This is a genomic window from Amycolatopsis sp. NPDC114478, from assembly GCF_055633805.1.
Genome location: NZ_JBVKDO010000004.1, coordinates 462452 through 489389 on the forward strand (window position 1 = coordinate 462452; position 26938 = coordinate 489389).

Annotated in this window: 27 protein-coding genes and 2 tRNA genes; 11 read left to right on the forward strand and 18 right to left on the reverse strand. The window is 70.8% G+C overall.

Going from position 1 to position 26938, the window contains the following annotated elements:
• Positions 1-75: 75 nt before the first annotated feature.
• Complete coding sequence (locus tag ACZ7OH_RS14920; protein ID WP_470281286.1) at positions 76-2904, reverse strand: PQQ-dependent sugar dehydrogenase; 2829 nt, start codon at positions 2902-2904, stop codon at positions 76-78.
• A 111-nt stretch (positions 2905-3015) separates the two neighbouring features.
• Positions 3016-3660, reverse strand: coding sequence for a L,D-transpeptidase (locus ACZ7OH_RS14925; RefSeq protein ID WP_470281287.1), 645 nt, complete (start codon positions 3658-3660; stop codon positions 3016-3018).
• Between the two features lie 216 nt (positions 3661-3876).
• On the opposite strand from ACZ7OH_RS14925, the gene ACZ7OH_RS14930 reads away from it, so the two are divergent.
• On the forward strand, positions 3877-4386 hold the full coding sequence (locus ACZ7OH_RS14930; protein ID WP_470281288.1) for a hypothetical protein: 510 nt from the start codon (positions 3877-3879) through the stop codon (positions 4384-4386).
• On the opposite strand, the gene ACZ7OH_RS14935 is transcribed toward ACZ7OH_RS14930, so the two are convergent.
• Positions 4376-5266, reverse strand: coding sequence for a serine/threonine-protein kinase (locus ACZ7OH_RS14935; protein WP_470281289.1), 891 nt, complete (start codon positions 5264-5266; stop codon positions 4376-4378). The two genes, ACZ7OH_RS14930 and ACZ7OH_RS14935, sit on opposite strands and share 11 nt — an antisense overlap.
• An 8-nt stretch (positions 5267-5274) precedes the next feature.
• Positions 5275-6966 carry an HsdM family class I SAM-dependent methyltransferase gene (locus ACZ7OH_RS14940; protein ID WP_470281290.1) on the reverse strand — a complete coding sequence of 564 codons (1692 nt, stop codon included), beginning with the start codon at positions 6964-6966 and terminating at the stop codon, positions 5275-5277.
• 78 nt (positions 6967-7044) lie between these two features.
• Between ACZ7OH_RS14940 and ACZ7OH_RS14945 the strand changes: the two genes are divergently transcribed.
• From ACZ7OH_RS14945 to ACZ7OH_RS14970, 6 genes are all read left to right on the forward strand, one after another.
• On the forward strand, positions 7045-7788 hold the full coding sequence (locus ACZ7OH_RS14945) for a PP2C family protein-serine/threonine phosphatase (RefSeq protein ID WP_470281291.1): 744 nt from the start codon (positions 7045-7047) through the stop codon (positions 7786-7788).
• 44 nt (positions 7789-7832) lie between these two features.
• Positions 7833-7917 (forward strand) — tRNA-Ser (locus ACZ7OH_RS14950).
• A 486-nt stretch (positions 7918-8403) separates the two neighbouring features.
• Positions 8404-8664 (forward strand): hypothetical protein, encoded by a 261-nt coding sequence (locus tag ACZ7OH_RS14955; protein WP_086677306.1) that lies wholly within the window; start codon positions 8404-8406, stop codon positions 8662-8664.
• A gap of 4 nt (positions 8665-8668) precedes the next feature.
• Positions 8669-8914 carry a hypothetical protein gene (locus ACZ7OH_RS14960; protein ID WP_086677304.1) on the forward strand — a complete coding sequence of 82 codons (246 nt, stop codon included), beginning with the start codon at positions 8669-8671 and terminating at the stop codon, positions 8912-8914.
• A gap of 33 nt (positions 8915-8947) precedes the next feature.
• Positions 8948-11677, forward strand: coding sequence for an FtsK/SpoIIIE domain-containing protein (locus ACZ7OH_RS14965; protein WP_470281292.1), 2730 nt, complete (start codon positions 8948-8950; stop codon positions 11675-11677).
• A complete protein-coding gene (locus ACZ7OH_RS14970) occupies positions 11674-12078 on the forward strand; it encodes a hypothetical protein (RefSeq protein ID WP_470281293.1) in 405 nt (134 codons plus the stop codon). The genes ACZ7OH_RS14965 and ACZ7OH_RS14970 overlap by 4 nt, the downstream gene beginning before the upstream one ends.
• Here the strand turns inward: ACZ7OH_RS14970 and ACZ7OH_RS14975 are convergent.
• The 6 genes from ACZ7OH_RS14975 to ACZ7OH_RS15000 all read right to left on the reverse strand — a co-directional run bounded on the left by ACZ7OH_RS14975 (position 12075) and on the right by ACZ7OH_RS15000 (position 17539).
• Entirely contained in the window at positions 12075-12389 is a 315-nt protein-coding gene (locus ACZ7OH_RS14975; RefSeq protein WP_470281294.1) for a YbaB/EbfC family DNA-binding protein, read from the reverse strand. The two genes, ACZ7OH_RS14970 and ACZ7OH_RS14975, sit on opposite strands and share 4 nt — an antisense overlap.
• Positions 12386-12703 (reverse strand): hypothetical protein, encoded by a 318-nt coding sequence (locus tag ACZ7OH_RS14980; RefSeq protein WP_470281295.1) that lies wholly within the window; start codon positions 12701-12703, stop codon positions 12386-12388. The genes ACZ7OH_RS14975 and ACZ7OH_RS14980 overlap by 4 nt, the downstream gene beginning before the upstream one ends.
• On the reverse strand, positions 12700-13278 hold the full coding sequence (locus tag ACZ7OH_RS14985) for a hypothetical protein (RefSeq protein ID WP_470281296.1): 579 nt from the start codon (positions 13276-13278) through the stop codon (positions 12700-12702). The genes ACZ7OH_RS14980 and ACZ7OH_RS14985 overlap by 4 nt, the downstream gene beginning before the upstream one ends.
• Complete coding sequence (locus ACZ7OH_RS14990) at positions 13278-14477, reverse strand: putative T7SS-secreted protein (protein ID WP_470281297.1); 1200 nt, start codon at positions 14475-14477, stop codon at positions 13278-13280. Before ACZ7OH_RS14990 ends, ACZ7OH_RS14985 begins: the two co-directional genes overlap by 1 nt.
• Positions 14474-14926 (reverse strand): hypothetical protein, encoded by a 453-nt coding sequence (locus tag ACZ7OH_RS14995; protein ID WP_470281298.1) that lies wholly within the window; start codon positions 14924-14926, stop codon positions 14474-14476. The genes ACZ7OH_RS14990 and ACZ7OH_RS14995 overlap by 4 nt, the downstream gene beginning before the upstream one ends.
• A gap of 135 nt (positions 14927-15061) precedes the next feature.
• Complete coding sequence (locus tag ACZ7OH_RS15000; protein ID WP_470281299.1) at positions 15062-17539, reverse strand: endonuclease/exonuclease/phosphatase family protein; 2478 nt, start codon at positions 17537-17539, stop codon at positions 15062-15064.
• 126 nt (positions 17540-17665) lie between these two features.
• Here ACZ7OH_RS15000 and ACZ7OH_RS15005 point away from each other — a divergent pair, with 126 nt between their 5' ends.
• A complete protein-coding gene (locus tag ACZ7OH_RS15005; protein WP_470281300.1) occupies positions 17666-18604 on the forward strand; it encodes a CapA family protein in 939 nt (312 codons plus the stop codon).
• Between the two features lie 293 nt (positions 18605-18897).
• Here ACZ7OH_RS15005 and ACZ7OH_RS15010 read toward each other — a convergent pair whose 3' ends face one another.
• Positions 18898-19344, reverse strand: a complete 447-nt coding sequence (locus ACZ7OH_RS15010) for a limonene-1,2-epoxide hydrolase family protein (protein WP_470281301.1) — start codon at positions 19342-19344, stop codon at positions 18898-18900.
• Between the two features lie 16 nt (positions 19345-19360).
• Complete coding sequence (locus ACZ7OH_RS15015; protein WP_470281302.1) at positions 19361-20281, reverse strand: TauD/TfdA dioxygenase family protein; 921 nt, start codon at positions 20279-20281, stop codon at positions 19361-19363.
• Between the two features lie 323 nt (positions 20282-20604).
• On the opposite strand from ACZ7OH_RS15015, the gene ACZ7OH_RS15020 reads away from it, so the two are divergent.
• Positions 20605-20916, forward strand: a complete 312-nt coding sequence (locus ACZ7OH_RS15020) for a hypothetical protein (protein WP_470281303.1) — start codon at positions 20605-20607, stop codon at positions 20914-20916.
• Entirely contained in the window at positions 20913-21485 is a 573-nt protein-coding gene (locus ACZ7OH_RS15025; RefSeq protein WP_470281304.1) for a hypothetical protein, read from the forward strand. Before ACZ7OH_RS15020 ends, ACZ7OH_RS15025 begins: the two co-directional genes overlap by 4 nt.
• Here the strand turns inward: ACZ7OH_RS15025 and ACZ7OH_RS15030 are convergent.
• From ACZ7OH_RS15030 to ACZ7OH_RS15050, 5 genes are all read right to left on the reverse strand, one after another.
• On the reverse strand, positions 21478-22245 hold the full coding sequence (locus ACZ7OH_RS15030; protein ID WP_470281305.1) for an SDR family oxidoreductase: 768 nt from the start codon (positions 22243-22245) through the stop codon (positions 21478-21480). The genes ACZ7OH_RS15025 and ACZ7OH_RS15030 overlap by 8 nt on opposite strands.
• A gap of 135 nt (positions 22246-22380) precedes the next feature.
• A tRNA-Ser gene (locus ACZ7OH_RS15035) sits at positions 22381-22468 on the reverse strand.
• Positions 22469-22501: 33 nt separating this feature from the next.
• A complete protein-coding gene (locus ACZ7OH_RS15040) occupies positions 22502-22717 on the reverse strand; it encodes a CsbD family protein (RefSeq protein ID WP_470281306.1) in 216 nt (71 codons plus the stop codon).
• 20 nt (positions 22718-22737) lie between these two features.
• Entirely contained in the window at positions 22738-23166 is a 429-nt protein-coding gene (locus tag ACZ7OH_RS15045; RefSeq protein WP_470281307.1) for a nucleoside deaminase, read from the reverse strand.
• A 23-nt stretch (positions 23167-23189) separates the two neighbouring features.
• The gene (locus ACZ7OH_RS15050) at positions 23190-23672 is read right to left on the reverse strand and encodes a tRNA adenosine deaminase-associated protein (protein WP_372671697.1); all 483 of its coding nucleotides are present in this window, start codon (positions 23670-23672) and stop codon (positions 23190-23192) included.
• A 77-nt stretch (positions 23673-23749) separates the two neighbouring features.
• On the opposite strand from ACZ7OH_RS15050, the gene ACZ7OH_RS15055 reads away from it, so the two are divergent.
• Positions 23750-24979, forward strand: coding sequence for a M20 metallopeptidase family protein (locus ACZ7OH_RS15055; RefSeq protein WP_470281308.1), 1230 nt, complete (start codon positions 23750-23752; stop codon positions 24977-24979).
• Here the strand turns inward: ACZ7OH_RS15055 and ACZ7OH_RS15060 are convergent.
• Positions 24976-26922 (reverse strand): phosphocholine-specific phospholipase C, encoded by a 1947-nt coding sequence (locus ACZ7OH_RS15060; RefSeq protein WP_470281309.1) that lies wholly within the window; start codon positions 26920-26922, stop codon positions 24976-24978. The genes ACZ7OH_RS15055 and ACZ7OH_RS15060 overlap by 4 nt on opposite strands.
• Positions 26923-26938: the final 16 nt, after the last annotated feature.

The following is a 26938-nucleotide window of genomic DNA, read 5'->3' on the forward strand; positions in this document are numbered from 1 at the left end:
TCCACGGAAACGGCTCAGGCCGCCCCCGGAGGTCCGGAGACGGCCTGAGCCTCGTTCAGCTGCCGCGGAAACCCGTCACCAAGGACGGTCGACCGCTCCCGTCTGCGGCGTGTAGGTGATGTAACCGCCCTGGAAGTCGCTGCGGTACACCCCGCCCGTCACGTACTCGTCCGTCGTCGGGTAGCGCAGGTACGACCGCTCCCAGCCCAGCGCCGCCCAGCGCTTGCGGATCTCGCCCTTCACCGCGTGCGCGCCGGTGGCGTTCGTGAAGTAGATCGAGTGACCGAGGCTGAAGTGGTTGAACCGGCCGACGCCGTCCGGCGTGCCGTCCTCGTCGTTCGTCGGGTAGCCGAGACCGCGCTCGTACCCCAGCGCCGCCCACTTCTTCCGGATCTCACCGTAGATCGCCTGCGCGCCCGTCGAAGGCGTGTAGTAGATCGAGCCGACGTTGTTGCCCTTGAGGAAGTGGTTGAAGCGGCCGATGCCGTCGGGCGTCCCGTCTTCGTCGTTCGTCGGGTAGCCCAAGATAGCGCCGTAGCCGAGCGCCGCCCACTTCTTCCGGATCTCACCGTAGATCGTGTGCGCACCCGTCGCGGGCGTGTAGAAGATCGACCCCACGTTGCCGTTGAGGACGAAGTTGCTGAACTGCGCACCGTCCGTGGTGGGGGCGGTGTCGCTCGTCGGCAGGCCGAGCGTGGTGGGCCCGCCGACGGCGAGGTACTTGTCCAGCACCGGGCCGGTCAGGTACTTCGCTCCGGTGTCGGCACCCCAGTACATGCGGCCGTTGGCGTAGGTCCGGTAGCGGACCGCGCCGTCGGTGACCTCGGCCGCCGTCGGCGCCCCGAGCGTCGCGCGCAACGCCGCGTCGGCGTTGTAGCGCTGGTCGATCGGGGTGTCGTAGTTCGCCGTCAGCGCCAGGTCGCTCGTGCCGACCGTGACGACCCACGTGGTGTCCGTGGGACCGCCCTGCCAGCCGGTGAACTTCGAGACGCCGTCGGTGCCCAGCGGCGAGGCCTCGACGTCGAAGCTGGCGCCCTCGGTCACCAGCGCGGTGTTGACGTCGCCCTCGACCGGGATGCTCAGCGCCGCGGGCTGCGTGCTGAGCAGGGTGATCCGGTGCTGACGCGGCTGGGCCACGTACGTCTTCGACGTGGTGACACCCGCGCTGTCGGTCACCGACGCGGTGAACTCCATCCGGGAGTCCGGGTGCTCGGTGAACGGCTGCGAGAAGCTCGCCCCGGTGCCGCCGGCGCCGGGGTGCGCGTGGCAGGTCGCCTCGCTCGGGCAGTGCCGGACCGCGCTGGTCCAGCTGACCGTGAGCGGCCCGTCCTCGGTGTCGGTCGCCGTGGCGCTCAGGCCGACCTGCTGGTTGACCGCGAACGTCGCGGTGTCGCCGGGCGTGGTCAGTGTGAGCTGCGGGGTGTGGTTGCCGGGCGCGACCTTGATGTCGGCCGTGCCGGTGAGCCCCAGCGGGTCCCGGACCGTCAGCCTCGCGGTGAACGACTCGGTGCCGGCCGCGTACTGGTGGCTGGTGGTGGGCCCGGCGTCGGCCGCCGTGGTCCCGTCACCGAAGTCCCAGTCGTACTTCAGCAGGTCGTTGTCGTAGTCGACCGACGTCGAGCCGTCGAAGGACACCGTGCGGGTGTCCGGGTCGGTCGTCGTCGTGGCCCGGGCGACCGGCGCGGTGTTGCCCGCCGAGTAGCTCAGCCGGCGCAGGTTGCCGCTGAGGATGTCGGCGAAGACGATGTCGCCGTTGGGCGCCGCCGCGAACTTGACCGGGCCGCCGATGCCGGTGAAGACCGGCGGGTTCTCCGGGGCCTGCGTGAGGTTGCCCTGGTCGTCGTAGCGCAGGGTCCAGATCTTCTGGCCGACGTAGTCACCGAAGAAGTACGAGCCGCGGTAGGCCGCCGGGTAGCTGGATCCGTTGTAGACGATCCCGCCGGTGACGCTGTTGCCCTGCATGGGGCCGGTACCGTGCTGGTACTCGTAGAGCGGCGCCTGGTTCGGCACGCCGGCGCAGCCCGGGATGGTGCTGTAGCCCGAGGTCGCGTGGTTGCCTTCCCAGCACGGCCAGCCCTGGTTGGACCCGCGCTGGACGACGTCGACCTCTTCCCAGGTGTTCCAGCCGACGTCACCCACGACCGGCAGGCCGGAGTTCTGGTCGATGGTCATCCGGAACGGGTTGCGGAACCCGCGCGCGAAGACCTTGCTGGCGGTCGACGCCGGGTTGGCCGCGTCGTAGTACGGGTTGCCCGGCACGCCGTTGCCGTCGGCGGCCAGGTGGAAGATCTTGCCGTACGGCTGGTTGATGTCCTGCGAACGCAGCGAGCCCGCGTCCACCTTCGTGAAGTCGCCGTTGTCCCCGATGGACAGCCACAGCGTGCCGTCGGCGGCGGGGATGATGCCGTTGATGCCGTGGACTTCGGACATGCCCGGCACCTCGAACAGCGTCTGCTCGCCGCCCAGCGACGCGGGCGCCCCGGCCGCGTCCAGGCCCACGGTGAACTTCGAAAGCCGCATGACGAAGCCGGTTCCGACGTTCAGCGAGCGCGTGGTGTAGATCGTGTGCGACGTCGCGTAGTCCGGCGCGACGGCCAGCCCGACCAGCCCGATGTCACTGATCTCGCGGACCGGCAGCGTCGCGATGGTCCGCGGTGCCCCGCTCGTCGGGACCCACTGGACGCGGCCGTCCTTCGCCGTGGCGAGGACGGACTGGTCCGGCAGGTACGCGAAGTCGGTGAGCTGGTACTGCCCCGTGCCGGTGGCGGTGTCCTGCAGGACGAACCCCGGCGGGAGAGTGGTCACCGCTGCCGCCACCCCCGTGGTCACGACGGGCAGCAGTGCCCCAGTCAGCACCGTGGCCACGAAGGCGTGGCGTAGTGCTCTGAGCTTTCCCAAGGCCATTTGGCCCCCCTTCCCAAGCGATCACTTATCGCCTGAACAGGGGGGCCAGTTGCACTCGTCTGAGTGAATTTACCTTACTGTGATCTACTGTCCGTAGCTGTCCGGTACCGGTTACGGAACGACCTGGACAACGTCACCGACGTGCAAGGTGTTGAAGAACTTCAGGGACGCGCCCGCCGACAGGTGGATGCAGCCGTGCGAGTAGACCGAGAGGCTGCCGGTGTGGAAGGCGTCGCCCGGGTAGAAGAAGACCGAGTTCGGCATCGGCGCGTCGTCGAACTCCTTCGACAGGTGCACCTTCTCCTTCGACAGCACGTGGAACGTGCCGGTCGGGGTCGCGAAGCCCTTGCGGCCCGGCAGCATCGGCACCGGCCCGTAGACGACCGTGCCACCCTGCAGGATCCACGCCTTGTGCGCGGAGAGGTCGACGCAGGCGGCGGTCCCGGCCGAAGCCGCGGCGGCGGCGCACGGAACGCCGGGGTCGCTCGCCGGAGCGGCCGGCTTGGGCTTCGGCTTCGGCTTGGCGCTGGTGGTCGGCGCCGGCTTCGTGGTGGACGGCGTCGGAGTCGGGGTGGCACTGGTCGTCGTCGTGGTCGGGGCGGCGCTGCTGCTCGACGTGGTCGGCGTCCCACCCGCGGTCCCGGCCGCGGCGACGGCCCCGCCCCCGGCGTTCGGCGTCGCCGCCCCACCCCCGGAGCAGGCTGCCAGCACGAACGCGGTGGCCAGCGCGGCCGCTCCCGCCAAAAGCCTCTTCACGATCCGTAACCCCCAGTTGTTCGATCATCGCTTGTGGACACCCGTAAAGACGGGGGTCACCCGGTCGAGGTTCGTCCAGGAAGGTCACGATTTGGGCAGAAGCGCCTCAACCCGTGGGTTGACCTCCGGATCAACCCAGACCCGATCCCCACGCCGACGAAACCGGACCGCCGTTCGCCGAAGCTGGAGGCACCTCGCCAACCAAGGAGCCCCGACATGCCCAGCGCCGCGAACGTACTGCTCTACGTGGCCATCGCCGCCTACGTCCTCTATCGGGTCGTCTACAAGCAGGTCCGCGGCACGCTGCTCGACCGCCGGACGCTGACGGTCATGCCGCTGGTACTGGTCGCCGTCGGGGGCTTTGCCTCCGCGAAAGCGCTCCCCGGCGCTTCGGCCGCCGAACTCGGGCTGCTCGCCGTCGACCTCGTCGTGCTCGCCGGGCTCGGGGTCCTGCGCAGCACCACCACCACGCTCACCGAGCGCGACGGTACGACCTTCCAGAAGGGCTCGGCCATCACCATCGGGCTGTGGGTGCTCACGATCGGGGTGCGGGTCGGGCTCGTCGCGCTCGGGTCCGCGCTCGGGATCACCGGCCCGCTGACCTCCGCGTCGATCGCGCTCACCATCGGCGTCAGCATCGCCGTGCAGAACGCCACGACCTACTACCGCGTCCAGCAGCGCGGCTTGCCGCTCGCCGACCAGCGGCGGGCGGCACTCAGCCGCTGACGCGCCCCAGCATCCGCGCGTACATCCGGCCCGGGCTCGGCACCGACGGCGGCACCAGGAACCCCGGCAGCGGCGGCAGCGCACCGACGAACGCGCCCAGCCGCTCGTACAGCACGGCCGCGCCCGGCGGCCGGGCTTCCGGGTCCTTCGCCAGCATCTCGGTGAGCAGCGCGTTGAGCGGCTTCGGCACCCCGGGCACCGGCGGCGGCAGTTCCTTGACTTGCCGCTCGAACACGGCGTACGCGGTGGGCCCGTCGAAGAGCCGCCGCCCGGTGAGCATCTCGTGCAGCACGCAGCCCAGCGCGTAGAGGTCGCTGCGCGGTTCGGCGCCGCCGCGCTGGATCTGCTCCGGCGCCATGTACGACGGCGTTCCCAGCAGCTGGCCGGCACGCGTGAACTGCGCGGCGTCCGCTTCGCGCAGCACCGCGAGCCCGAAGTCCATCACCTTGACCCCGCCGTCCGGCCCGAGCATCAGGTTGGACGGCTTGAGGTCCCGGTGGCACACCGCGAGCGCGTGCGCGGCGGCCAGCACCGCGCACGCCTGCGCCGCGATCGCCGCGGCCCACGCCACCGGCAGCGGCCCGTGCTCGGCGAGCAGGTCGGCCACCGTCACGCCGTCGACGAACTGCATGACCTGGAACAACCGGTCGTCGTGGGTGCCGTAGTCGTACAACGTCGGTACGCCGGGGTGGTCGAGCGTCGCCAAGATCCGCGCTTCGCGAGCGAAGCGGGCTTCGAGCTCTTCGTCGCGGCCCGGCAGCCTGAGCAGCTTGATCGCCACCCGTCGGCCCAGCCTGCGGTCGTGCCCGCCGTGCACCGCGCCCATCCCGCCGCGGCCGAGCGGCAGCTCGTCGAGCTCGTAGCGGTCGGCGATCAGCATCCGTTCCCCTAATGGCCCGGCCTGAGCCGTCCCTCGACAAGTCCAGCGAAGCCTAGCCGGACCAGCTCGCGGCCCGTTTCCGCCGTCTGGCGCAGGACGGTGTCGAACTCGGCCAGGCGCCGGAAGACCTCGCCGTACTCGCGCTGGACGTCGATCGCCACGCGCGGGATCCGCACGCGCCTGCCGTCGATCCGCGTCGACGCCGACGCGGCAGGCAGGTCGGCCGCGCGCAGGCAGCCGGCCAGGAAGTCCGCGTCCAGCCGGTCCGCGTCGACGCGGTACACGGTGAGGCCGGCCCCCACCGGCGCCGACGCTCCACTGTGGACGTACGCGATCCCGGTCACGGAGGCGACGACGTCGCCCTCCTCGGCGATCGGGTGCTCGCCGTCGGTGCGAGCGGCGTGCTTGACCTCGACCACACCGGACTTGACCAGTTCGCCGATCGTCGTGAACGCCGGTTCGCCGTCGGCCGCTTCGAGCGGTGGCAGCCGGGGCGCCAGTTCGGCGAACCGGCCGTGCACCACCTGGAAGGCCTGGCCGAGGTCCTCGTCACGACCGCGGCGCCGGGCCGGCGTCAGGTCGACGTCGTCGTCGAGCAGGTCGATGATCCGGACGCCGGATTCGGGGCGCTCGAGGAACTCCTGCCACAGTTCGTCCACTGTGGACAGATCGTCGCCCGCCTCGGCGAGCAGCACGGTGGACGGCGGCCGCTGCCCGGGCACCGGCCGCCGCAGCAGCCAGAGGTCGGGCCCCGCCGACGTCAGCGTGACGACCGCGCGGACCGCGCCCGCGCGCAGCAGGTTGCCGCGGATGCGTTTGCCGCTGCGCCGCCCGGCCGCCGCGCCCGGCATCAGGATCGCCACCGTCCCCCCGGGTTCGACGTGCGCGAGGCAGTGCTGCACCCAGGCGAGCTCGGGTTCGCCGCGCGGCGGCAGGCCGTACTCCCAGCGCGCGTCGCCGACGAGCTCGTCGTGTCCCCAGGCCCGTTCGTTGAACGGCGGATCGCACAACACGGCTTCCGCGGTCCGGCCGGCGAAAGCGTCTTCGCGCAACGCGTCGACCGCGTGAACCTCGGCCTCGATGCCGCGCAGCCGCAGCCGCAGCGTCGTGATCGAGGCCGTCATCGGGTCGCTGTCCTGGCCCAGCACGGTCTTCGCGCCGCTCGCCAGCGCGAGCGCGCCGAAGCCGCAGGCGGGGTCGAGGATCGTCGACACCGGACCGGCGAGCCGGGCCATCAGCTCGGCGACCGGCTCCGGCGTAGCCGACAACCGCCGCGAATGCGCCTCGAAGTACCGGCGGCACAACAGTTCGAAGGACTCGAGCGGGCCCGCCCGGTGCGTCATCTCGCTGAGCAGGGTGATCAGCTCGGGGTCGTCGAGCCGGCTGTCGAAAGTGTCGAGGATGCCCGCCTGGAAGGCGAAGAAGACGCCGGCGCGGCTCACGCGCTCGGCCAGGTCGAGGTCGTCGCCCAGCGCGCGCAGGCGCTGCCACGCGCGTTCGCCGGCGGACAGCTCGAACTTCTTGCCGCGGGCGCGGAACCAGCCGGCGACCGCGGACAGGCCGAACAACGGGCTGGACGCCGTGCCGCCGACCGGCGGCGGGAAGTCCGGGTAGCGACGGCGCCAGTTGCTCACGGCGGCCCGGCCGACCCCGGCGAGCCGCGCGATGTCGGCCGCGCTGACCGTGGCGTCGTCGTCCATGGCGGGCACTCTATCGGAGGGTGCTCCATTCAGCCGAGTTGCTTGTGAACTCAGTCAACCAATGCTTTCATGGGTGGCATGACACACGATCGGTACGTCCTGCGGTACGCCGCGGGGTCGGACGTGGGCAGGCGCCGCAAGGTCAACGAGGACTCGCTGTACGCGAGTTCCCGCCTGCTCGCCGTCGCCGACGGCATCGGCGGCCAGCCGCACGGCGAAGTCGCCAGCGCGACCGCGGTCGACGTGCTGCGCGAGCTCGACGTCGACCTCCGGAGAATGGACCTTACAGACGTCGACCTGGCGGCGACGCTGACCGGAGTGGTCAAGTCGATCGACGAGCGGCTGGCGGAGGTCGCGTCCAACGAGCCGACGACCGAAGGCATGGGCACGACCCTGACGGCGCTGATGTTCGACGGCGCCGAGTTCGCCGCGGCCCACATCGGCGACTCCCGCGGCTACCTGCTGCGCAAGGGCGACCTGCGCCGGCTGACCCGCGACCACACGCTGGTGCAGGCGCTGGTCGAGGACGGCCGGGTCGCGGCCGAGGACGCGGCGACCCACCCGCGGCGGTCATTGCTGATGAAAGCGTTGCAGACCACGGGCTCCAGCGAGCCCGACATCTGGACGTTCAAGGCGAGGCCGGGCGACCGGTACCTGCTGTGTTCGGACGGCCTGAGCGGCCCAGTGACCGAAGCGACCATGCGCGACGTCCTGGACTCGATCCCCGACCCGGCCGAAGTCATCCCGGAGCTGATCCGCCTGGCCAACGAAGGCGGCGGCCCGGACAACATCACCTGCGTGGTGGCCGACGTCACGAGCTGACCCACCTGCACGGGAGACCGGAGCCATCCGGTATCGTCTCCCGCGGAGGATTGGCCGAGCGGCCTAAGGCGCACGCTTGGAAAGCGTGTTGGGTTCACGCCCTCGCAGGTTCGAATCCTGTATCCTCCGCCGTTGAACAGTCGAGACGCCGGGCCACGCGCCCGGCGTTTCGTCGTTCCGGGGCGAACCGCCTAGTGCCGTGCCGCCGGTCGGAGCAAGCCACCGGCCGGAAGGTGAAATGTCTTCGACAGACTGACGGACAAATTCGTGCGCCCACAGGGAGTTACCGGCGGGGCTGATCGCAGCCCGCTGCTCCGGTCGCGCTAGTCTCACCCCGAACCAAGCCCGACGCTTCCAGAAAGGCCAGCAGTGGCACGAAAACCGCTCTGACCTGCGACAGCGCTGGCCAACGACGTTTCGCGCGCGGTTGTGGTGCCGGGCCACCCCCAGCACACACCGTGATCGGTCTGGCCCCGGACGTTCCCACGTCCGGGGCCTTGTCGATTTAGCAATCGCGATCACTCCGCACAATCAGATGATCACGCTCAGTCGTTGGATCTGTTTCAATAGAAGTCCCCCTCTCAACCACCCCGATTCCGAGGAGTATGAGGCCCGATGGCCGGAGTCGAAGAGATCCGCGCTGGCATCGCTCTCGCCAACGAAAAGGCGTCCGCGAGCATCGCCGCTCTGCAACAAGCAGCGCAGTCTCTCGAAGAAGCGCAGCAGTCGCTGTCGCAGGCGACCCAAGGCAGCAGCCAGCACGAAGTGAGCCAGGCCCACGGTCTGCTCGCGGAAGCCCTGCAGGGCATCAACGGTCTGCAGAGCACCGTCCAAGCGAGCATTTCCTCCGCCGACTCCTACTCGGCGCGTCTCTAGCGGGATGACGCTCGCCGAACTCCACCAGCTGCTCACCGCTGTCGTCACCGGGCTCGCCGACGCGCGAGCCCACTCCGAGCGCGCCACCAGCCTGCTCGGGGAAGCACGACAGGCTCTCGTGGACGCCCAGGCCAAGGCCGATCCCTGGCTCCCTTCGCAGTACGCACAGGCCGGCGAGGGGCTCGACCAGCTCCTCGGCCGCCTGGCCTCCGCGGAAGATCTGGTGAGCGGATACCGGTCGCGTTTGTAATCCTTGCAGGGGACACCGTTTTTGGGGACGCCGATGGCCAACAGGGCAGCCGAACAACGCAACCGCGTCGAAACCGCGCTCGACCGGGTACGCCACCAGATCGGACTGGTGCTGGGCGCGGCGGCCGGTGCGCGCCAAGCCGCGGAGGCCGACCTCGCGAAGCTCGAGCTGGAACGCGCCATCGTCAAGGTCGGCATGAACCACGCCACCACCGAGCAGCAGAACGAGTGGTCCAAGCACCCGGCGGCGCACGAAGTCTTCGGCGCGCTGGGGAGTGCGCGAAGCGCTTTCTACACCGACTGGAGCCAAGGTCCGTCGATGCTGCGCGAGCTCGTCTCGCAGAACGCGCCGGGCCCGGCCGGGCTGCCGCCGGGCGAGTGGCTCGGGCGCGTCGGCCACAACGCCGGCCTCACCTCGCCCGGCCTGTGGCGCGTCGGATCCGCGACGGCCGCGGGCAGTGACGCCACCCGCACGTTCGACGTCGCCGTGCCGCTCCTCGACGAGTCGCACCTGGCGATCACGTCGGCGCCGAAGACGCGGCCCACCATCGACGGCATCGTGCAGAACCTGCTGCTCCGCATGCTTTCGACGTTCGAAGCCGGCGCGGTGCGTGTGCACCTGTGGGACATCGGGCAGCTGACCGCGATCCTGCCCGACCTCTACCCGCTCAGCCGCACCAGCGCGCTTTCGCTGTACGACCCGGGCCGGCTCGAGGACCTCCTCGACGAGCTGGCCGGGCACATCCGCCGCATCCACGCCAGCTGCATGTCCGCCGGATACACGTCGTTGCGGGAAATGCGGCAGAAGACGGGGCAGCGGAGCGAGCCGTACCGCGTCGTCGTGCTGTACGGCAACGGCGAAACCCTCGAACCGGAACGCGCCCGCGACCTCAAGCGCGTCGCGACCGGCGCGCTGGCCGCCGGGATCTGCCTGATCATGGTCGACGTGCCGACGGCGGTGAGCGCGCCCGTCGAAACGCTGAGCCTCATCGACGACCGGCACGCGATCAGCAGCATGACCGGGACCGATCTGACCGTCGCGCTCGACCCGCCGCTGCCGTCGGGGCAGGTGATCCGCGCCGTCTCCAAGATCGCGGAAGCGCTGATCGCCAAGCAGGGCGGCCCGCGGTCGTTCGACGACCTGCTCCCGGCCGAGCTCGGGCACGAAAGTTCCGCGCGGGAACTCCGGGCGCCGGTCGGGTTCTTCGAGGGCGAGCCGGTCGAGGTCGTCATCGGCGACGCGAGCCCGCACGCCCTGATCGGCGGACCGTCCGGTTCGGGCAAGACGAACTTCCTGTACGCGCTGCTCGGCAGCCTCGCGGCGCGGTACACCCCGGACGAGCTGGCGCTGTACCTGCTGGACTTCAAGGAAGGCGTCTCGTTCGCCGGGCTGGCGCCGGGGCGCAAGGACGCGAGCTGGCTGCCGCACGCGCGGCTCGTCGGCGTCAACGTCAACACCGACCGCGAGTTCGGCTTGGCGCTGCTGCGGTTCCTGGCCGACGAGCTGCGGCGCCGGTCCGCGGCCGCGAAGGAGCACGAGGTCACCAACCTCGCCGACCTGCGCGAAGCCGACCCGGGCGGGCACTGGCCGCGGATCGTCGCGGTGATCGACGAGTTCCAGTACCTGTTCGCGGGCCGCGACCAGGTGACGGCGGCGGCGACCCAGCTGCTGGAGGACATCGCGCGGCGCGGCCGGTCGCAGGGCATCCACCTGGTGCTGGCCAGTCAGGACGTCGCCGGCATCGAGGCGTTCTGGGGCAAGCCGGCGGTGTTCGAGCAGTGCACGCTGCGGATCGCGATGCCGAAGGCGCGGCGCGTGCTGGCCGAGGCGAACAACGCGGCGGTGTCGGCGCCGAAGTGGCACGCGGTGATCAACCACGACTCCGGCGTCGCGCACGGCAACCAGCTGGCGCACATCCCGGACGCGAGCAGCAAGAACGTCTTCGTCCGGCTGCAGCACCGGCTGTGGGAGGCGTACGCGGGGTACTTCCCGCGGCCGCGCCTGTTCGACGGCGCGCATTCGCCGGTCCTGGAACAGTTCCCGGCGTACCTCGACCTCAAGACGAACTCGAAGCCACGGGCGCTGCTGGGCCAGTCGATCGACGTGACCGAGACGGCCTGCGGGGTGGACCTGCCGCGGGCGCCGGGCCGCAACGTCGCAGTGCTCGGGTCGGCGACGGCCGAAGCACTGTCCATCATGGACTCGGCGGCGCGCTCGCTGTCCCGGCAGTACGAACCCGGCGAGGTCGAGTTCCTGCTGAGCTGCCCGATCGAGGCGTGCGCCCCGGCCGCGCTGGAGCTGACCGAGCGCCTGCGCGCGGACGGCCACGCGGCGACGCTGGTCGACGACCTGACCGGCGTGCTCGAGTCGATGACGGGCGCGATGTCGGGCGGCGCGAAGATCCTGCTCCTGTACGGCGTCGACGCGGCCCTGCCTGCCTTAGAGACGAAGGCCGTGGGGCAGCTGAAGAGCGGCCTCGACCACCTGCGCGTGGTGCTGAAACAGGGGCCGGGGCACGGCATCCACACGATCGGCTGGTGGCGCAGCATCGCCCGGCTGAAGGACACGCTGGGGTTCGCCGGCACCGACGACATCGGCACGTGGGCGGCGCTCGACGTCCAGGGCAACGAGCTGTCGCCGTTCGCGGCCGGCCAGGTGGTGCACTGGTCCCCGCGTCCGGGCCGCGCGTTGTTCTTCGACCGCACGACCCACGGCGCCCCCGAAGTGATCATCCCGTTCCAGCGCCCGGAGAACCTCCAGTGACCGACGACGGCGCCACCGCGGCCATGCGGTACAAGGAAATCATCGCCCTGTCCCGCGGCTCGGCGGAGAACCTGCGCGACTGGGAGCTCCAGCGCGCGGAGGCGCTGGAAGCGGAGATCGAGGAGGCCGAGGCCGCGATCGAGGCGGCGACCGAACGCGAGAGGCGAGCGGCCGAACGCGCGACGCGCTGGTGGAAGATGGCGCTGCACAACATCCAGGGCCTGCTGTGGCTGGACCCGGGCGACGAGCCCCACCCGATCGCGACGGCGCGTCCGGCGTACCTCGAGCGGTACCTCGAGGAGGTCAAGCCCAGTTACCAGGAGCTGGTGCAGGCGGTGCTCGCGTTGGGCTGGCGCGCCAAGCGGGCGGCGTCGAAGCGGGGAGACCAGCCGCCGGCTTAGAGGTCGTAGACGGTGTCATAGGGCGCGTCTTCGTCGACGGGCACCGGCTTGCGTTGCGGCGGCGTGGCAACGCGTCCGGTGACGGCCTCCCGGATGGCGGCGGTGATGGTCCGGCCGAGCGTGCCGGCGTCGAGTCGCATGGCTTCGGGCGCGAGTCGCACCTCGCTGACGATCCCACCGGGACCGGCCACCACGGTGACCAACCGGGTGGTGTGCTCACTCGCTGCGAGGAGGCGCTGGTTTTCGGCCTTGCGGTCTTCGATCTGCTTGAGCTGCCAACGCATTTCCTCGATCAGCTGTTCGTTGTTCATGGCCTCCCCTGGTGCCGTGTGAAGACGAACTCGTAGTACCTGCCGAACCGTCGGTCGATCATGGAGTAGCCCCGGCTCTGCGCCATCCAGCGGAGATCGGCCTCCGCGACGCCGAACTCCACCCTCCGGATGGTGACGCGGCTCCGGCCGTCAAGCCGGGCAGCCAAGCGGTTCAACTGCTGTTCGCGTGGCTCCCCTCGTCGCATCAGCCGGACGATCGTCACCGTCACCACGAGAGCGAAAGCGCTCCCGAAGACCCAAACAGTGAGCAAGAAGATCCAGGGCCCGACCGCATTGCTCATCTCGGTGGTCACCGTGCCGCCTCGCTACCGCGGAGACTCCAGGCGACCTTCGCGGTCGCTTCGGCGATCGCCGGCCAGGCGTCTTCCGACTCCGCCACCGCCGTAAGGATCACCACCGACCGGCCGTCGGGGAGCGGGATCTGGTACTCCGCCTTGAGCTGGGGGCGCACGTCCTGGCCGGGCAGGTGGAACTCGCCCCCGCTGATGGCGACGATCGCCGGTCCGATCGGGAGGTGCACCGGCTGCACCACCGCACATTTGTGCCGGCTCCGGTACTGCTCGGCCAAGGCCGCCACGAGCGCCTCGCGGTTCCCCGGCGGGGTTTCCGGCCAGTGCGCCACGCCCAGCGTCAGGGTGGCGACGTCTCCCTGACGAGGACCGACCGCGAACTTGCCGAAGACGCGGATGCCGTTGGCCTGCATGGTGGGCACCAGGGCCATCAGGTAGCTGCCGAACTCCTCGACGGACTTCCCGGCACCGGCCGCCGCGTTCTCGGCGACGGTCCACGCGTAGCCGCGGTTCATCTTGTCGTCGGCGCCGACCGGCATGCCGGCGAACCCGGGCGGTAGATCGATCTGCAGAGGCATCAGTTCCACACCTCTTCTTCCGCCCGCGCACGACGCCGCTCCGGCGCGTTGTCGGCCTGCTCCCCGGCGTCCATGGCGTTCCAAGCCGCGACGCCCGCCCACGAGAGCCTCATCTCGACTACTTGCGCGGCGCTCTTCGGCACCCAGTAGTTGTTGAAGTCGCCGATCGGTCCCTCGAACTTCTTACCCATGGCATCGGCGGCGAGTTCTCCGCCCGCTTGTTCCCCCAGCAATCCGTATCCCGCAAAGGTGATCGCCTTGGCCGCCGACTCCGGCACTCCCGGAACCACCCCGGCGATGGACGTGACCGCGCCCAGCGCATCGAACGTGAGCGTTTCGGGGGCCACGTCGGCGCCCGCGGCTTTCGCGGTCAGGTGCCCCTCCAAGGCCGCGACTCCCAGGCCAGCCGAGATGGCCCCCACGACCATGCCAGCCGGATCAGGCACGAAGTCGCTGACGATCCCGAGCATGTTGCCGAGGTCGCCGACCACGTCGGAGACCTTCGAGATCACCTCGGCGTGGTCCTGGACGAAGTCCCAAGCCTGGTCCACCCCATCGGCGAGGGTGTTCGACAAGTCGACAAGTGCCCCGCCGACGGCGTCGCTCAGCTTGTCGAGGACGTCCGGCTCCTCCGGCGCCAGCTCCTTCGCCTTCCGAAGCGCCTCCGCGACCCGGGCCGCCGCCTCCGCGTGCTCCTGCTGGAGCTGCTTCGCCGCGTCCTGGACGTTCTGGCAGCCGTCGATCGCGGTCTGGAGCTGCCGGCCCGCGTTGTCCAGCAACCGCTGGGCGATCTGCAGGGACTGCTGGTCCGGGAACGTCCGGTTGGCCAGCGCGAGGTCCGGGTTCGCTCGCGCTGCTTCGGCCGCCTTCGCCGCCGCCTCCGCGCGGGCCTCCAGGTCCGTTGCCCGTTTCTGCAGGTCACCGAGGTCGTGAGACCACTTTTCGAGTGCGTCGGCCGCCGAGCCCATCGACCTCGCCGCGCCCTCGAGGTACTGCGGCAGCGGGCCGATGCGGCGCGCGAACGCCTCACTCGCGTCGCCCTGCCAGATGCCCTGCTTCCGGACGATCTGCCGCAGCGCGTCGTCGGCCTCGGTGAGGTCGGTGCTCACCGCGCGGTACTTGCCGGCCAGGTCGGTGACGCCGTCGAGTTCGCCCGGCGCGGGGTCGAAGCCCAGGGCCGGGAAGTCGCGGGTGCTCATCGGTCCAGTCCGTCCAGGAGGCCCGTGATGCCACCCGTCGCGCCGCCGCCGACCATGCCGTCGTCGCCGAGCACGTCGCCGATCGGCTGTCCGGCCGTCGGGTACGTCCCCCGCCGGCCGCCGGTCTGCCCGTCGTCCGCGGGACCCAGCACCGCGGAGCCGAACTTCGACAACCCCTCGCCGAACTCCGCCTCGATCTGCTCGTACTTCGCCTTCGCCTGCTTCAGCCGCTCGGTGATGTCCGAAGCCGCGTCGCCGAGCCGCCCGATGCCGTACCCCCAGGCCTGCTCGAACTCGACGCCCGCCTGACCCAAGCCGGCCGTGCCCAGCGAGCCGAACGCCCCGCCGCCGCCCAGCTTCCGGTTGGCGTCGGCCATCCGCCCCGCCGCCGTGCCGAGGTCGCCGATAAGCTTGCCCAGCTCGTCGACCTTCACCGCATACCCGTCCACACACCCTCCCCTGTGGTCCGTCCGAGGTGAGACGGCCGTCCACGCTGCGTGGTTCCATAGTCACCCATTGGAGCAGGCACGGAAAAGGCCACCATCGGGGCAAAACGCCCGACGGTGGCCTTTCCGGGTACTGGCTTACGGGAAGTACTTGCCCAGCAGCTGCTCCAGGTAGTCGAGCAGGTCGTTGAGCCCGTCCTGGATCGCGTTGCCCGAACCCGGCCGGAACCGGACCACCTGCGGGTCGTGGTCGCTGGCCTGGTCGGCGAACTCCGCGTTGATGTGGACGACGTCGTAGTCCACCCCGCGCGGCGCCTTCGACGCCAGGATGTGGTCCAGCACCTGCGACTGGCCCTCGAACACGTAGCTGTACCGCTCGGCTTCCGGCACCGACGCGATCAGGTCCTTCAGCGCGCCACCGGCGGTGAGCGTCTGGACCGCCGGCGAGAACGGGTAGTCGTTCAGGTCACCGGCCACCACGATGTTCGCGCTCTTGTCCGACGCCAGCAGGGAGTCGACGAACCCGCGCAGCACCGTCGCCTGCTTCGCCCGCTGCACCTCGGAACTGCGCACCGGCGGCTGGAAGCGGCCGTGCGTCGGCTGGTCGCCGCCCTTGGAGTTGAAGTGGTTGGCGATCACGAACACCGTGCGGCCCTTGAAGACGAACTCGCCGGCCAGCGGCTTGCGGCTGGACGTCCAGGCGTCGTTGGCCGGGTCGACGCGGCCCGGCGACGCCGTCAGGTGCGTCTTCCCGTGCTCGCGGACGACCCCGACCGGGGTCGTCGACGTCCCGCCCGGACGGTCCACGAAGGACACCCGCGCCGGGTTGAACAGGAACGCCACGCGGATGTTGCCGCCCGGCTGGCCGCCGTCCTGGTCGTTCACCGGGTCGATCGAGCGCCACTGGTAGCGCGGGCCGCCCTTGGCGACGATGGCGTCGGTGAACTTCTGCAGCGTCTGGTCCGCCGCGACGGTCCCGTCGTCGGTCGCGCCCGTGTTGTCCTGGATCTCTTCCAGGTTCACGATGTCCGGCGTCGCGAGGTGCGTCACGATCGCCTCGCCGAGCCGGTCGTACTTCGCCTGCGGGTCACTCGGCGCCAGGTTCTCGACGTTGTAGGTCGCGACGGCGAGCTCGCCCGACCGCTGCTTGCGCGTGGTCTCGGCCTGCAGCCCGTTGTCCTTTTCGGTGCCCAGCACGCTGGCGAACAGCGTGTAGCCGCCGAAGTTGCTGTACTCGACCGGGCCCGAGGTGGTGCCGGTCAGCACGTCGCCGACGTTGAGCTTCGGGAACGGCCGCTGGTCGAACGGGATCAGCGACGACACCTTCATGACGCCGCTGTTGAGCTGGTCGTAGCCCAGGTAGACGCTGCCGCCGCGGACCGACTCGTGCTGGTCCGGCTTGGACGTCACGTACAGCTCGTTGAACGAGTTCGACGGGCCGACGACCCGCGCGTCGCTGATCTGGACGATCTCGCTCTCGTGCGACTCCCAGAAGTCCAGCGCGTACTTGGTGGGCTCCAGCGTAAGCGGCTCGATGTTGCCGCCGGGGGACGGCGCGTACGTCGTCGGCACGGTGTCGGGGTTCAGCACGGTCGGCGCGGGCAGCGCGTTCCCGTGCGAGCCGACCGTCCACTGTGCACTGCTCAGCTCGGTGAGCGACTGGTAGTTCGACGTCGCCGGCGCGTCCGGGTAGAACTCGCGGACGGTGCCGGTCGCGGTCACCGCGTCGCCGACCGCGACGGCCGGGCTGGTCGAACCGGTGAACACGAACAGGCCCTCGCTGGTGCGCGGGTCGTTGTCGGGGTTCGGGTCGGTGAGCCAGAAGCCGCGCGACGAGCCGAAGGTGCGGGTCGCCGTCACGACGCCGGTTACGTCGCTGACCTTCTTGTCCTTGAACGGCGAAATGCGCGTGGTGCCCTGGATGTCGTGGATCTTCGCCGAGGTTCCCGGGTCGCCGGGGGTGCCGCCGCCGGTCGTCTCGCCCTTGGTGTTCGTCGGGGTCGGGTCGCCGACGGCGAAGTCGGTGGCGTTGTCGTCGGTGTCGGCCAGCGACGCGGCGCGCGCGACGGACGTCGTGTTGGACGGCGCGGCCGTCGGGGCGCCTTCGCGCACGGTCGCCGCGCCGAAGCCGACGAGGTCCTTGATCCGGGGCTCGGCGGCGCAGTCCGCGGCGGTCTTGCAGGTCAGCGCGGTGGTGCCGGAGACGAGGGCGATCGTGCCCGCGGTCGCGGACATCGCGATCGCGCCGGTCGCGTCCGGGGTGGGCAGCGCGACCGTGCCGCCACTGCCCTTGCCCTCGGCGACGAGGTAACGCCCACCGGGCGCGACGCTGCCGGCCAGCTGCGTCACCTGCCACGTGCTGGACGCGCTCGGCGAGCCGGACAGGTACTGGACGCTGAATCCGTCGACGCTCGCGGCCGCAGTACCGTGGTTGGCGAGCTCGACGAAGTCGTTGGTCAACGTGGCGCCGGAGTTGCCGCCACCGCCGTAGACCTCGGCGATCACCGCGTCGGCGCTCGGCGCGGCGAGCGCGGCCGGTGCGGTCACCCCGCCGAGTACGAGGCCGGATGCGACGGCCGCGGTGAGCGCGGCCTTGCCTCTGTGGGTCTTGGTCACCCTGAGTCCCCTTTGTGCTTGAACAGTCGTGGCATAGTCCCCCGGGCAAGTGAGGAGGAGGAAGACAAAGATGCAACGATTCGTAACAACTACTTTCGTCGTCACTCGTTCGGCAGAGCAGGTTTCGTGATCACGCTGGTACTCGGCGGAGACGTCAATGTTCAGGGCCGCGCGACGCCGTCGACGGCGTTCGAGCGGCTGGAACCGCTGCTCAAGGGCGCCGACGTCCGGTTCGCGAACCTCGAAGGCCCCCTCGACGCGGCGATGGCCGAAGCGCTGACGTCGGGCGGCATCGACGTCGTCTCGTGCGCCAACGACCTCACCGTGCTGACCACCCTCCCGGTCCTCGACCACGTCGGGATCGCGCACTGCGGCGCGGGCCCGGACCTCGCCGCCGCGCACGCGCCCGCGGTGCTCGAACGGGCTGGGGAGAAGGTCGCCTTCCTCGCGTACACGTCACTTCGCCCCTACGGCTCGCATCTGGACTTTCCCGGCGTCGCGCAAGCGTTTGCGACCACGGCTTACCAGCCCGATCCGCGCGTCGCGGAGATCCCGGGCCGGCCGCCGCTGGTGCGCACGACACCCGTGCCCGAGCACCTCGACCGGCTCGTCGCCGACGTCAAGCAGGCCAAAGCGGCCCACGACCACGTCGTCGTCTCGATGCACTGGGGCCTGCCGGGCGCCGAACTGGCCGAGTACCAGGTCGCCTACGGCCGCGCGGCGATCGACGCCGGCGCCGACCTCGTCGCCGGGCACGGGCCGCACACGATCCAGGCCGTCGAGGTCTACCGCGGCCGCCCGATCCTCTACAGCCTCGGCAACCTCGTCTTCGACTGGCCGGCGATGCGCGGCCGCCACGTCGACGGGCTGCTGGCCGGCTGCATGTTCGGCGACCAACCCCGCCTCGAGCTGATCCCGGTGCGGCGCAACGCCGACAACGAGTGCGTACCGCTCGCCGGGGACGAAGCGGGCAAAGTCCTGCAGTACGTCGCGGATCTTTCGGCCCGGCGCTCGACGTCCGTCTCCATCCGGGACGGAATAGCATCGGTAAGCGTTGGCACATAACTGATCGCGTGCGAGCTGTTACAGGACGCGGTGCTCCTGTCACCCATCCGGCGCATCTGCCTTAAATGCTCCCTAAGACCGGGAACAACCCGCGTGAAGCGGCGGTACGGTCTGCGAGAGCCGCCGGAAAAGTGGCACAGACCACTCCTCGACAGCTCTCGACCAGCACGAACACGTGGGGGAGGGAGAACCATCATGTGGGGGCTGATTGTTCTCAGTTGCGTGTTCGTGCTGGTGCTGGGGATAGCCGCGGTCGTGGACCTTCGGGACCACGACCGCGGCGAACACCGGATCTAGCGCACAGCCTGTTTCGCCTTGTAGCGGCCGAGAAGCGTCCGCGCACCGGCGAGCGCGACCCGCCCGGCGCCCTTCGCGCTCGCGGCCAGCACCGTCGTCCAGTCGAAGTAGTCGCGCCAGAGCACGATCCGGCCGGCTTCGACCTCGAACGTGCCGCACACCCAGAACTCCGCTTCCCACGCGCCGCGGCGCAGCACGTCGGTGCGTTCGGTGAGCACGACGTTGCCGTCCGAGGCGATGTGGTGCGTCCGCGCTTCGAACCCGGACCCGAAGCGGGCCATCAGACGCAGCTGCTTCTCGACCGCGGCGACGCCGCGAGCGGGCGGCAACGGCACGTTCTGGTACACGATGTCGCTCGCCGCGAACGTCAGCGCGCGGTCGATGTCGAGGTCTTCAAGGGCGCTCAGGAAACCGGTCACCACTGCCTGGGGTTCATCGGTCATGGCCCCAGGCTAGGGGTCAGAACGGCCGGTCGCCCGCGATGGCGACGCGCTCCGCGATCCGGACGTGCGGGTGGTAGTCGTTGACCGCGTAGTGCTGCGTGGCGCGGTTGTCCCAGAAGGCCACCGAATTCGGCCGCCAGCTGAACCGGACCTGGAACTCCGGCGTGTGGGCCTGCAGGAACAGGTACCGCAGCAGCCGGTCGCTCTCGTCGCGGTCCATGCCGACGATGTGCGTGGTGAACGCCTGGTTGACGAACAGGGTGCGCCGCCCGGTCTCCGGGTGCGTCCGGACCACCGGGTGCTCGACCGGCGGGAACTCGTCCTGCCACTGCGCGAGCAGCGTGGGATCGGAGAACCGGTCGAACCCGGGGAGGTAGTCGTGGACGGCGGTGAGCCCGTCGATGCGGGCGCGGACGTCTTCGGGCAGGTTGTCGTAGGCGGCGGCCATGTCGGCCCACAGCGTGTCGCCGCCGACGGGCGGCACCTCGATCAGCCGCAGCACCGAGCCGAGCGCCGGGTCGGGCCGCCAGGTGACGTCGACGTGCCAGATGTTCTCGTAGCCGGGCATGGCGGCGGTGCGCTCGAAGCGCGTGACGACGTCGTCGTCACCCTTCGGGATGAACGGGTTGGTCTCCAGCTCGCCCCAGTTCGCGGCGAACGCGCGCTGCTGCGCCGACGTGATGTCCTGGTCGCGGAAGAAGAGCACCTTCCACTCGAGCAGGGCGCGGTTGAGCTCTTCGCGCAGCTCGGGCGTGAGCGGCTCGCGCAGATCGACGCCGTCGATCTCGGCGCCGATCACCCGGCCGAGCGGGCGGATCCGGAGGAGTTCGTACGGTTCGCTTTCGCTCCGGCGCAGGACGCGCGGGCCTTCGAGGAGGCCGTCCGGGGGTGTGACGGCTTCCCGCAGCTGGATCCGGGCAGGCAGGTCTACGGACATGGTTGTGCTCCAAGGGTTTTCGGGAGGGTTCGGACGCCGGGCTCGCGTCAGGCAGGGGGCGAGCCCAGGCGGCCGCGGCGCAGCAGGAGCTCCACGGTGCCTTCCCCGACCGACCGCTTGGAGGCGCGGCCGTGCCACCGGACAGGCGTGCTTTCCGAGGTGGCGGGCATGCGCTCATGGTGTTCTTCCTCCCGCCCTGCGGTCAAGACGTCCACTTGGTGGAACACGGTCAACGCCGCAGGTCACCGCGATGCGGGCGACTCGGGGGCATGAGGCAAGATCTTCCACGATCGGGTGAGCGCCCTTGGACGACGGAGGTCCCCATGCCGGAAGGCAGAGGCTCGCGGATCGACCCGGATCGGCTGCGTACGGCAGCTGACCTGCTGGACCAGGCGACGGCCGCCGACGACAAGGCAGCGGGGAGGTTCGCCGAGGCCCGCGTCGACTCCACGCCGTTCGGCATCTCGGCGCAGGCCCGCGAGCTGGCGGCCCGCTGGTCAGCGGCACTGGCGGCCCGCGAGGCGGACGCGCGGGTCCTCGGCGACGCGACGTCCGACCTGGCCGGCCGCCTGCGCATGGCGGCGGAGAGCACCCGCAGCACCGGCTTCCGCGGCCGCATCGCGGTGGCGCCGTGACGTCTCCGGTGTTCGAGCACCCGGCGCTGACATCGGCGGCCGCTTCGCTGGCGTCGTTGCGCGAGGCCGCCGGCCGCATCGGCGCCCCGGACCCGGTCGCGGCCCTGCGCCACCTGGACTGCGCACCGACGTCGATCAGCACGTCCGCTTCGGCGGTCGACGCGGGCGCGTTGCTGGTGACGTCGGCATCGGCGGAGTTCCGCGCGGGCGTCGAGCACGCGGAGACGGGCGGCAGCGCGGAGACGTTCGGCATCTGGGCGGACACAGTGGACGGTCAGTACGGCGCCGCGGCCCGCGCAGCCGCGGCGACAGCGGCGCTGGGCGCCCGGATCGCTTCGGAGCTGGACGCATTGGCGGTCTCGACGGCGGCACAGGTGTGCGAGCTGGCCTCGGCGGCCGCCACGTCGGTGACGGCAGTCCTGGCGGGCGACCGTTCGGCCGAGGTGGTGAGCACGGTCAGTTCGACCTGCACAGCAGTGCTGCGGACGGTGTCCGCGCAGGTCGCGTCGTTGTCCACGCTGGCGGCGGAACTGGAGCCGCTGACGGCACCGGCGGTCGAGCTCAGCTGAACCGTTCCCGCGCCCATTCCTCGAAGGACCGCGCGGGATGCCCGGTGACTCTCGGAACGTCGAGCGAGACAGGCTCCGGATCATCGACCAGCGAGGCCCAGTAAGGCAGGGCGCTTTTCGCGAATTCTTCGCCCAATTGCGTTATCGCTTCCCGCTCGGGCTGTTCTTCCCAGCGGACGGGCTTTCCCATCGCCTGCCCGATGATCGTCACTTGGTCGGCCTGGGTCAGGGCTTCCGGTCCGGTCACGAGGTAGATCTGTTTCGCGTGGTCTTCGGCGAAGGCTTTGATCGCCATGTCGGCGACGTCTTTTTCGTGGACGAGGGAACGTTTGGCTTGTCCGTACGGGGCTCGGACCTTGCCGGTTCCGGCTTGCTCGACCCAGCCGAGGGTGTTGGTGGCGAGTCCGGTGACGCGGAGGAAGGTCCAGTCATCGGTGACGTTCTCGACGGCGTCTTCGACATCACCCCAGAACCCGCCATCCTCGGCGGCCGCCGACGAGACGTAGACGATTTTCTTGTCTTTGAAGGGTTTTACGGCTTTGTCGATTCCTTCGGAGGAGTAGAAGGGCCAGACGAGGTAGACGGCATCGACCCCTTCGGCGGCCTCGGCGTTGTCCCTGATGTCACCCTGGACGACTTCTCCTCCGGGGGCATTGGCCGGATCGCGGACGAGGACCCGGACGTCGACGCCGCGGTCGAGGAGTCCGCGGACGACGTGCCGGCCGGTGTTGCCGGTGGCCCCGGTGACGAGGACCTTCATGGTGTGCTCCCTGGTGATCGGCTCCGCCGACCACGGTCACACTTCAAGGGCCCTTCAAGTCAAGCGTCACCGGAGGCGTGGTCCGCGCAACGCAGAACCGCCCGGCGACCTGAAGGTCACCGGGCGGTTCGAGAGCGGTGGCGGTGGGATTTGAACCCACGGACGGGGATTAGCCGTCACACGATTTCGAGTCGTGCTCCTTCGGCCGCTCGGACACGCCACCGCCGAGAACAATACCCGAGGGCCGGCCGCTGCCTCACGAGGGGTCGATACGGCGGCCCGACCGGAGCCTGACCTGCGCCTCCCGCACCGCGCGACCCGCTCGCACCCGGACGTCGCCGACCGCCGAGCGGAACTGGGCCGACCGCTTCTGCGCCCGGCCCGATGCCTGCAGACGGCGGTTGCCGGTCACTTCGCCGGCCTTCTCGCGAGCACTGCCCATTGCCTGCTGGATCTTGTGCTTCATCGTCATACCGGAGGAGTACCCAAAAATCAGCGGCGCGTAGCGAAGTACGTCTCCAAGACAGCCGCGCACTCCGCCGAAAGCACCCCGCCGTGGACCTCCGGGCGGTGGTTGAGACGGCGGTCACGCACGACGTCCCACAGCGACCCCACCGCGCCCGTCTTCGGCTCCCACGCCCCGAACACCAGCCGCGCGATGCGGGCCAGCACCAGCGCCCCCGCGCACATCGTGCACGGCTCCAGCGTCACCGCCAGCGTGCAGCCCTCCAGGCGCCAGCCGTCGCCGACCACGGCCGCTGCCGCGCGCAGCGCGAGGATCTCCGCGTGCGCCGTCGGGTCGCCCAGCTCGACGCGCGCGTTGCGCGCCGCCGCCAGGGGGACGCCGTCGGGGCCGAACACGACCGCCCCGATCGGCACGTCCGCGCCCGGAGCCCGCGCTGCCTCCAGCGCGGCCTCCACGGCCTCGGTGTCGGACAGCCGTCTCAGAGCTCGTCCAGGAGCTTGGCGAACTCGCTGCCGAACCCGCACCGCTGCGCGACCATCTGCAGCTGCTCGTCCGGGTAGAGGTCGACCTCGCCGACGATGACCTCCAGCTCCGGTCCCGGCAGCCCGAGGTCGGCGAGGATCGCCAGGTCGCCCTCGGGCCAGACGGAGTCGTCCTCCTCGTCCGGTGGATCGACGCGCAGGACGTCGAGGACGTCCGCCGCGATGTCGTAGTCCAGCGCCGCCGCCGCGTCCGAGAGCAGCAGCGAGGGCCCCCGTGGACTCGGGCGGACGATGACGAAGAACTCGTCGTCGACCGCCAGCAGCCCGAAGGACGCGCCGGTGGAACGTAGTTTGCCCAGTTCTGTGATCGCCGCGTCGAGCTCGGTCAACGCCCCCGGGTCGAGCGCGCTGCACCGCCATCGACCGTCTTCCCGGACCACGGCTACCGCGAAGCCCGTGACCGGCTCATCCACCGCCATGCGCACACCGTATTCCGCCGCTCGACCGAACGCACGCACGGTGCGCCCGAAGCGCCGCATGGGGCACTATCGGGACCATGACCGGCCCCACTGACCTGCCCACCCTGCCCGGCACGCCGTTCGCCGGCCTCCTCGACGACGCGCGGGCGCTGCAGGACCGCACGGTCGCGCTCCGGCGCGTCGTGCACCGCCACCCGGAGCAGGGGCTCCACCTGCCGCGCACCCAGGCGGCGATCCGGGAGGCCCTCGACGGCCTGCCGCTGGAGATCACCGAAGGCAAGGCCACGACGTCGCTGACGGCCGTCCTGCGCGGCGCCCGGCCCGGCCCGGCGGTGCTCCTGCGCGGCGACATGGACGCGCTGCCGCTGACCGAGGAGACCGGGCTCGACTTCGCGTCCGAGGACGAAGAGTCGATGCACGCGTGCGGGCACGACACGCACGTGGCGATGCTGGCGTCGGCGGCCCGGCTGCTCGCCGAGCGCAAGGATCAGCTGGCCGGCTCGGTCGTGTTCATGTTCCAACCGGGCGAGGAGGGCCACCACGGCGCTCGCTTCATGATCCACGAAGGCGTGCTCGACGCCGCCGGGACGCGGGTCGAGCGCGCGTTCGGCGTGCACATCCTGGCCAACGCGCGCAGCGGGCTGCTGCAGGTGCGGCCGGGCCCGCTGATGGCGTCGGCGGACTCGTTCCACGTGCGCGTCACCGGCAAGGGCGGCCACGGCTCGGCGCCGCAGCACACGATCGACCCGGTGCCCGCCGCCGCCGCGATGGTCGGGGCGCTGCACACGATGATCACGCGCCGGGTCAGCGTGTTCGACCCCGCCGTGCTCTCGGTGACCCGGATCCAGGCCGGCACGACGACCAACATCATCCCGGAGACCGCCGAGCTCGAAGGCACGATCCGCACGCTGTCCGAGCAGACGCGCGCGCTGGTCCGCGCCGAGCTGCCCAAGGTGTGCGAGCAGGTCGGCGCGGCGTACGGCTGCCGCGTGGTCGCCGACGTCGAGCCGGGCTACCCGGTGACGGTGAACGACGACCGCGTCGCCGCCGAGGTCCTGCGGCTCGGCGCGGAGGTGCTGGGCCCGGACAACGTCGAGCTGCTCGCCGACCCGCTGATGGGCGCCGAGGACTTTTCCTATGTCCTGCAACGCGTCCAGGGCGCGTACGCGTTCCTCGGCGCGTGCCAGCCCGGCGTCGACCCCGCCGAGGCGGCCGCGAACCACTCCAACCGCGTGCTCTTCGACGAGGACGCGATGCCGAGCGGCGTCGCGATGCTCGCCGCGTTCGCGCTGGACGCCCTGCGCTAGGGACCGGTTCGCGAAGGGCGCCCATCCTCCAGGTGGCCGGCGAAGCGGCGGCGCCACCCCGGGGCCTCCAGGGTGAGGTCGTACCAGCCGTTCCGCGTCGGTACCGGGTAGTCGTGCGAGGCCCCCGGCGCGATCGTGACGTCGTTCAGCGCGACCGGCGCCGGACCGCTGTTGGTTACTGTGACGCGCAGCGCGGGCGCCGGCGTGAAGGCGACGGAGGCGTCGAGGCCCGCTTTGCCGGAGGCCTCGGCGACGAAGCCGTTCGGGCCGTGGATGGCGATGTCGTACGACTCGGCGTACGCGACTTCGCCGGTCATCTCGGTCTTCGGGGCGACGTCGAAGCGTTGCGACGTTCCGCCCGCGTGGTAGGCGTACGCGGCCAGCTGCAGTGTCTGCGTCCCGTGGTTGGCCAGGTGCAGGCTCAGCGCGCCCGGCCCGGCCGTGACCCAGGCGACCGGCTGGTACGGCAGCGGGCGCGCCTTCGCCGTGCCGGGGTCCTGCACCAGCGCGCCCGGCCCCAGCCCGGGCTTCGGGAGCCGGGGCTGCGTCCGGTCGGCGGCGGCGCGCAACGCCTCCGCGTCCGGCAGCAGCGGGATGGTCGTGTCGTGGGTGCGGAAGTCGAAACAGCTGGTCAGGTCGCCGCAGATGGCCCGGCGCCAGGCCGAGATGTTCGGCTCGCGCACCCCGGTCCACGTCTCGAGGAAGCGCAGCACCGACGTGTGGTCGAAGACCTGCGAGTTCACCCAGCCGCCGCGGCTCCACGGCGAGACGACGGTCATCGGCACGCGCGGTCCCAGCCCGATCGGCAGCGGCGCGCCGGACGCACCGCCCCTCTCGGGCCGGTTGCCCGGCAGGTACTCGTCCGGGGTCCCGGGTGGCGGCGTCGGCGGGACGACGTGGTCGAAGAAGCCGTCGTTCTCGTCGTAGTTGACGAAGACGACCGTCGACTCCCACAGCGAAGGGTTGTCCCACAACGCTTTCAGCATCCGCTGGAGGTACGCGGCACCGTCGACCGGGCGGGCGGCGGGGTGCTCGCAGTAGCCGTACGGCGCGACGACCCACGATACCGCGGGCAGCGTCCCGGCGGCGCAGTCGGCGAGGAACTCGGCCAGCACGTGGTCGAGGTCCTTGCCCTTCCCCGAGTCGGGGAGCAGCTTCGTGCGCAGGTTCGCGCGCTCGGCCAGCCGCTGCTTCGCCGGGTCCATCGAGTACAGCGAGTCGTGGAAGTTCTGGAACAGCCACAGCGGGTTGTCGCCGTAGTCACCGACGAAGTGCTCGGGGACGCCGCGCTCCTCGTCGTTCGCGTAGATCCGCCACGTGACCCCGGCGGACTCGAGCCGTTCGGGGTAGGTCGTCCAGCGGAACGACGGCTCGTAGTCCGGGAAGTTGTGCGTGACCGGGCCGCCGGCGACGCCGTCCGGGTCGATCGTGCCGGTCCAGTGGAACAGCCGGTTCGGCTGCGTCGGGCCCTGGATCGAGCAGAAGTAGTGGTCGCACAGCGTGAACGCACTCGCCAGCGCGCGCTGGAACGGGATGTCGTCGCGCGTGAAGTACCCCATCGTCATGGGGCTCTTCGCGGCGACCCAGGCGTCGTACGCGCCGCCGTTCCACGCGCGGTGTGTGCTGTTCCAGTCGTGCGGCAGCTCGCCGAGGTCCTGGCCGTCCACAACGGACGTGTCGACCCGGAACGGCAGCACCGGCGCGCCCTTGCCGCGCTGGCGGAAGACGTCCCGCAGTGCCGCGCGGTCGCCGAAGCCGCGTACGCCGGCCATGGTGCCGTAGTAGTGGTCGAACGACCGGTTCTCCTGCATCAGCACCACGACGTGGCGGACGTCCTCGATCGTCCCCTTCCGCGCCGGGGCCGCGCACGAGGCCGTCAGCGACCCGGCGACGGTGGCCGCGGCCGCGCCGCCGAGCACCGTGCGCCGCCGGATGCGGCCCATGCCTGCCTCCTCGCAC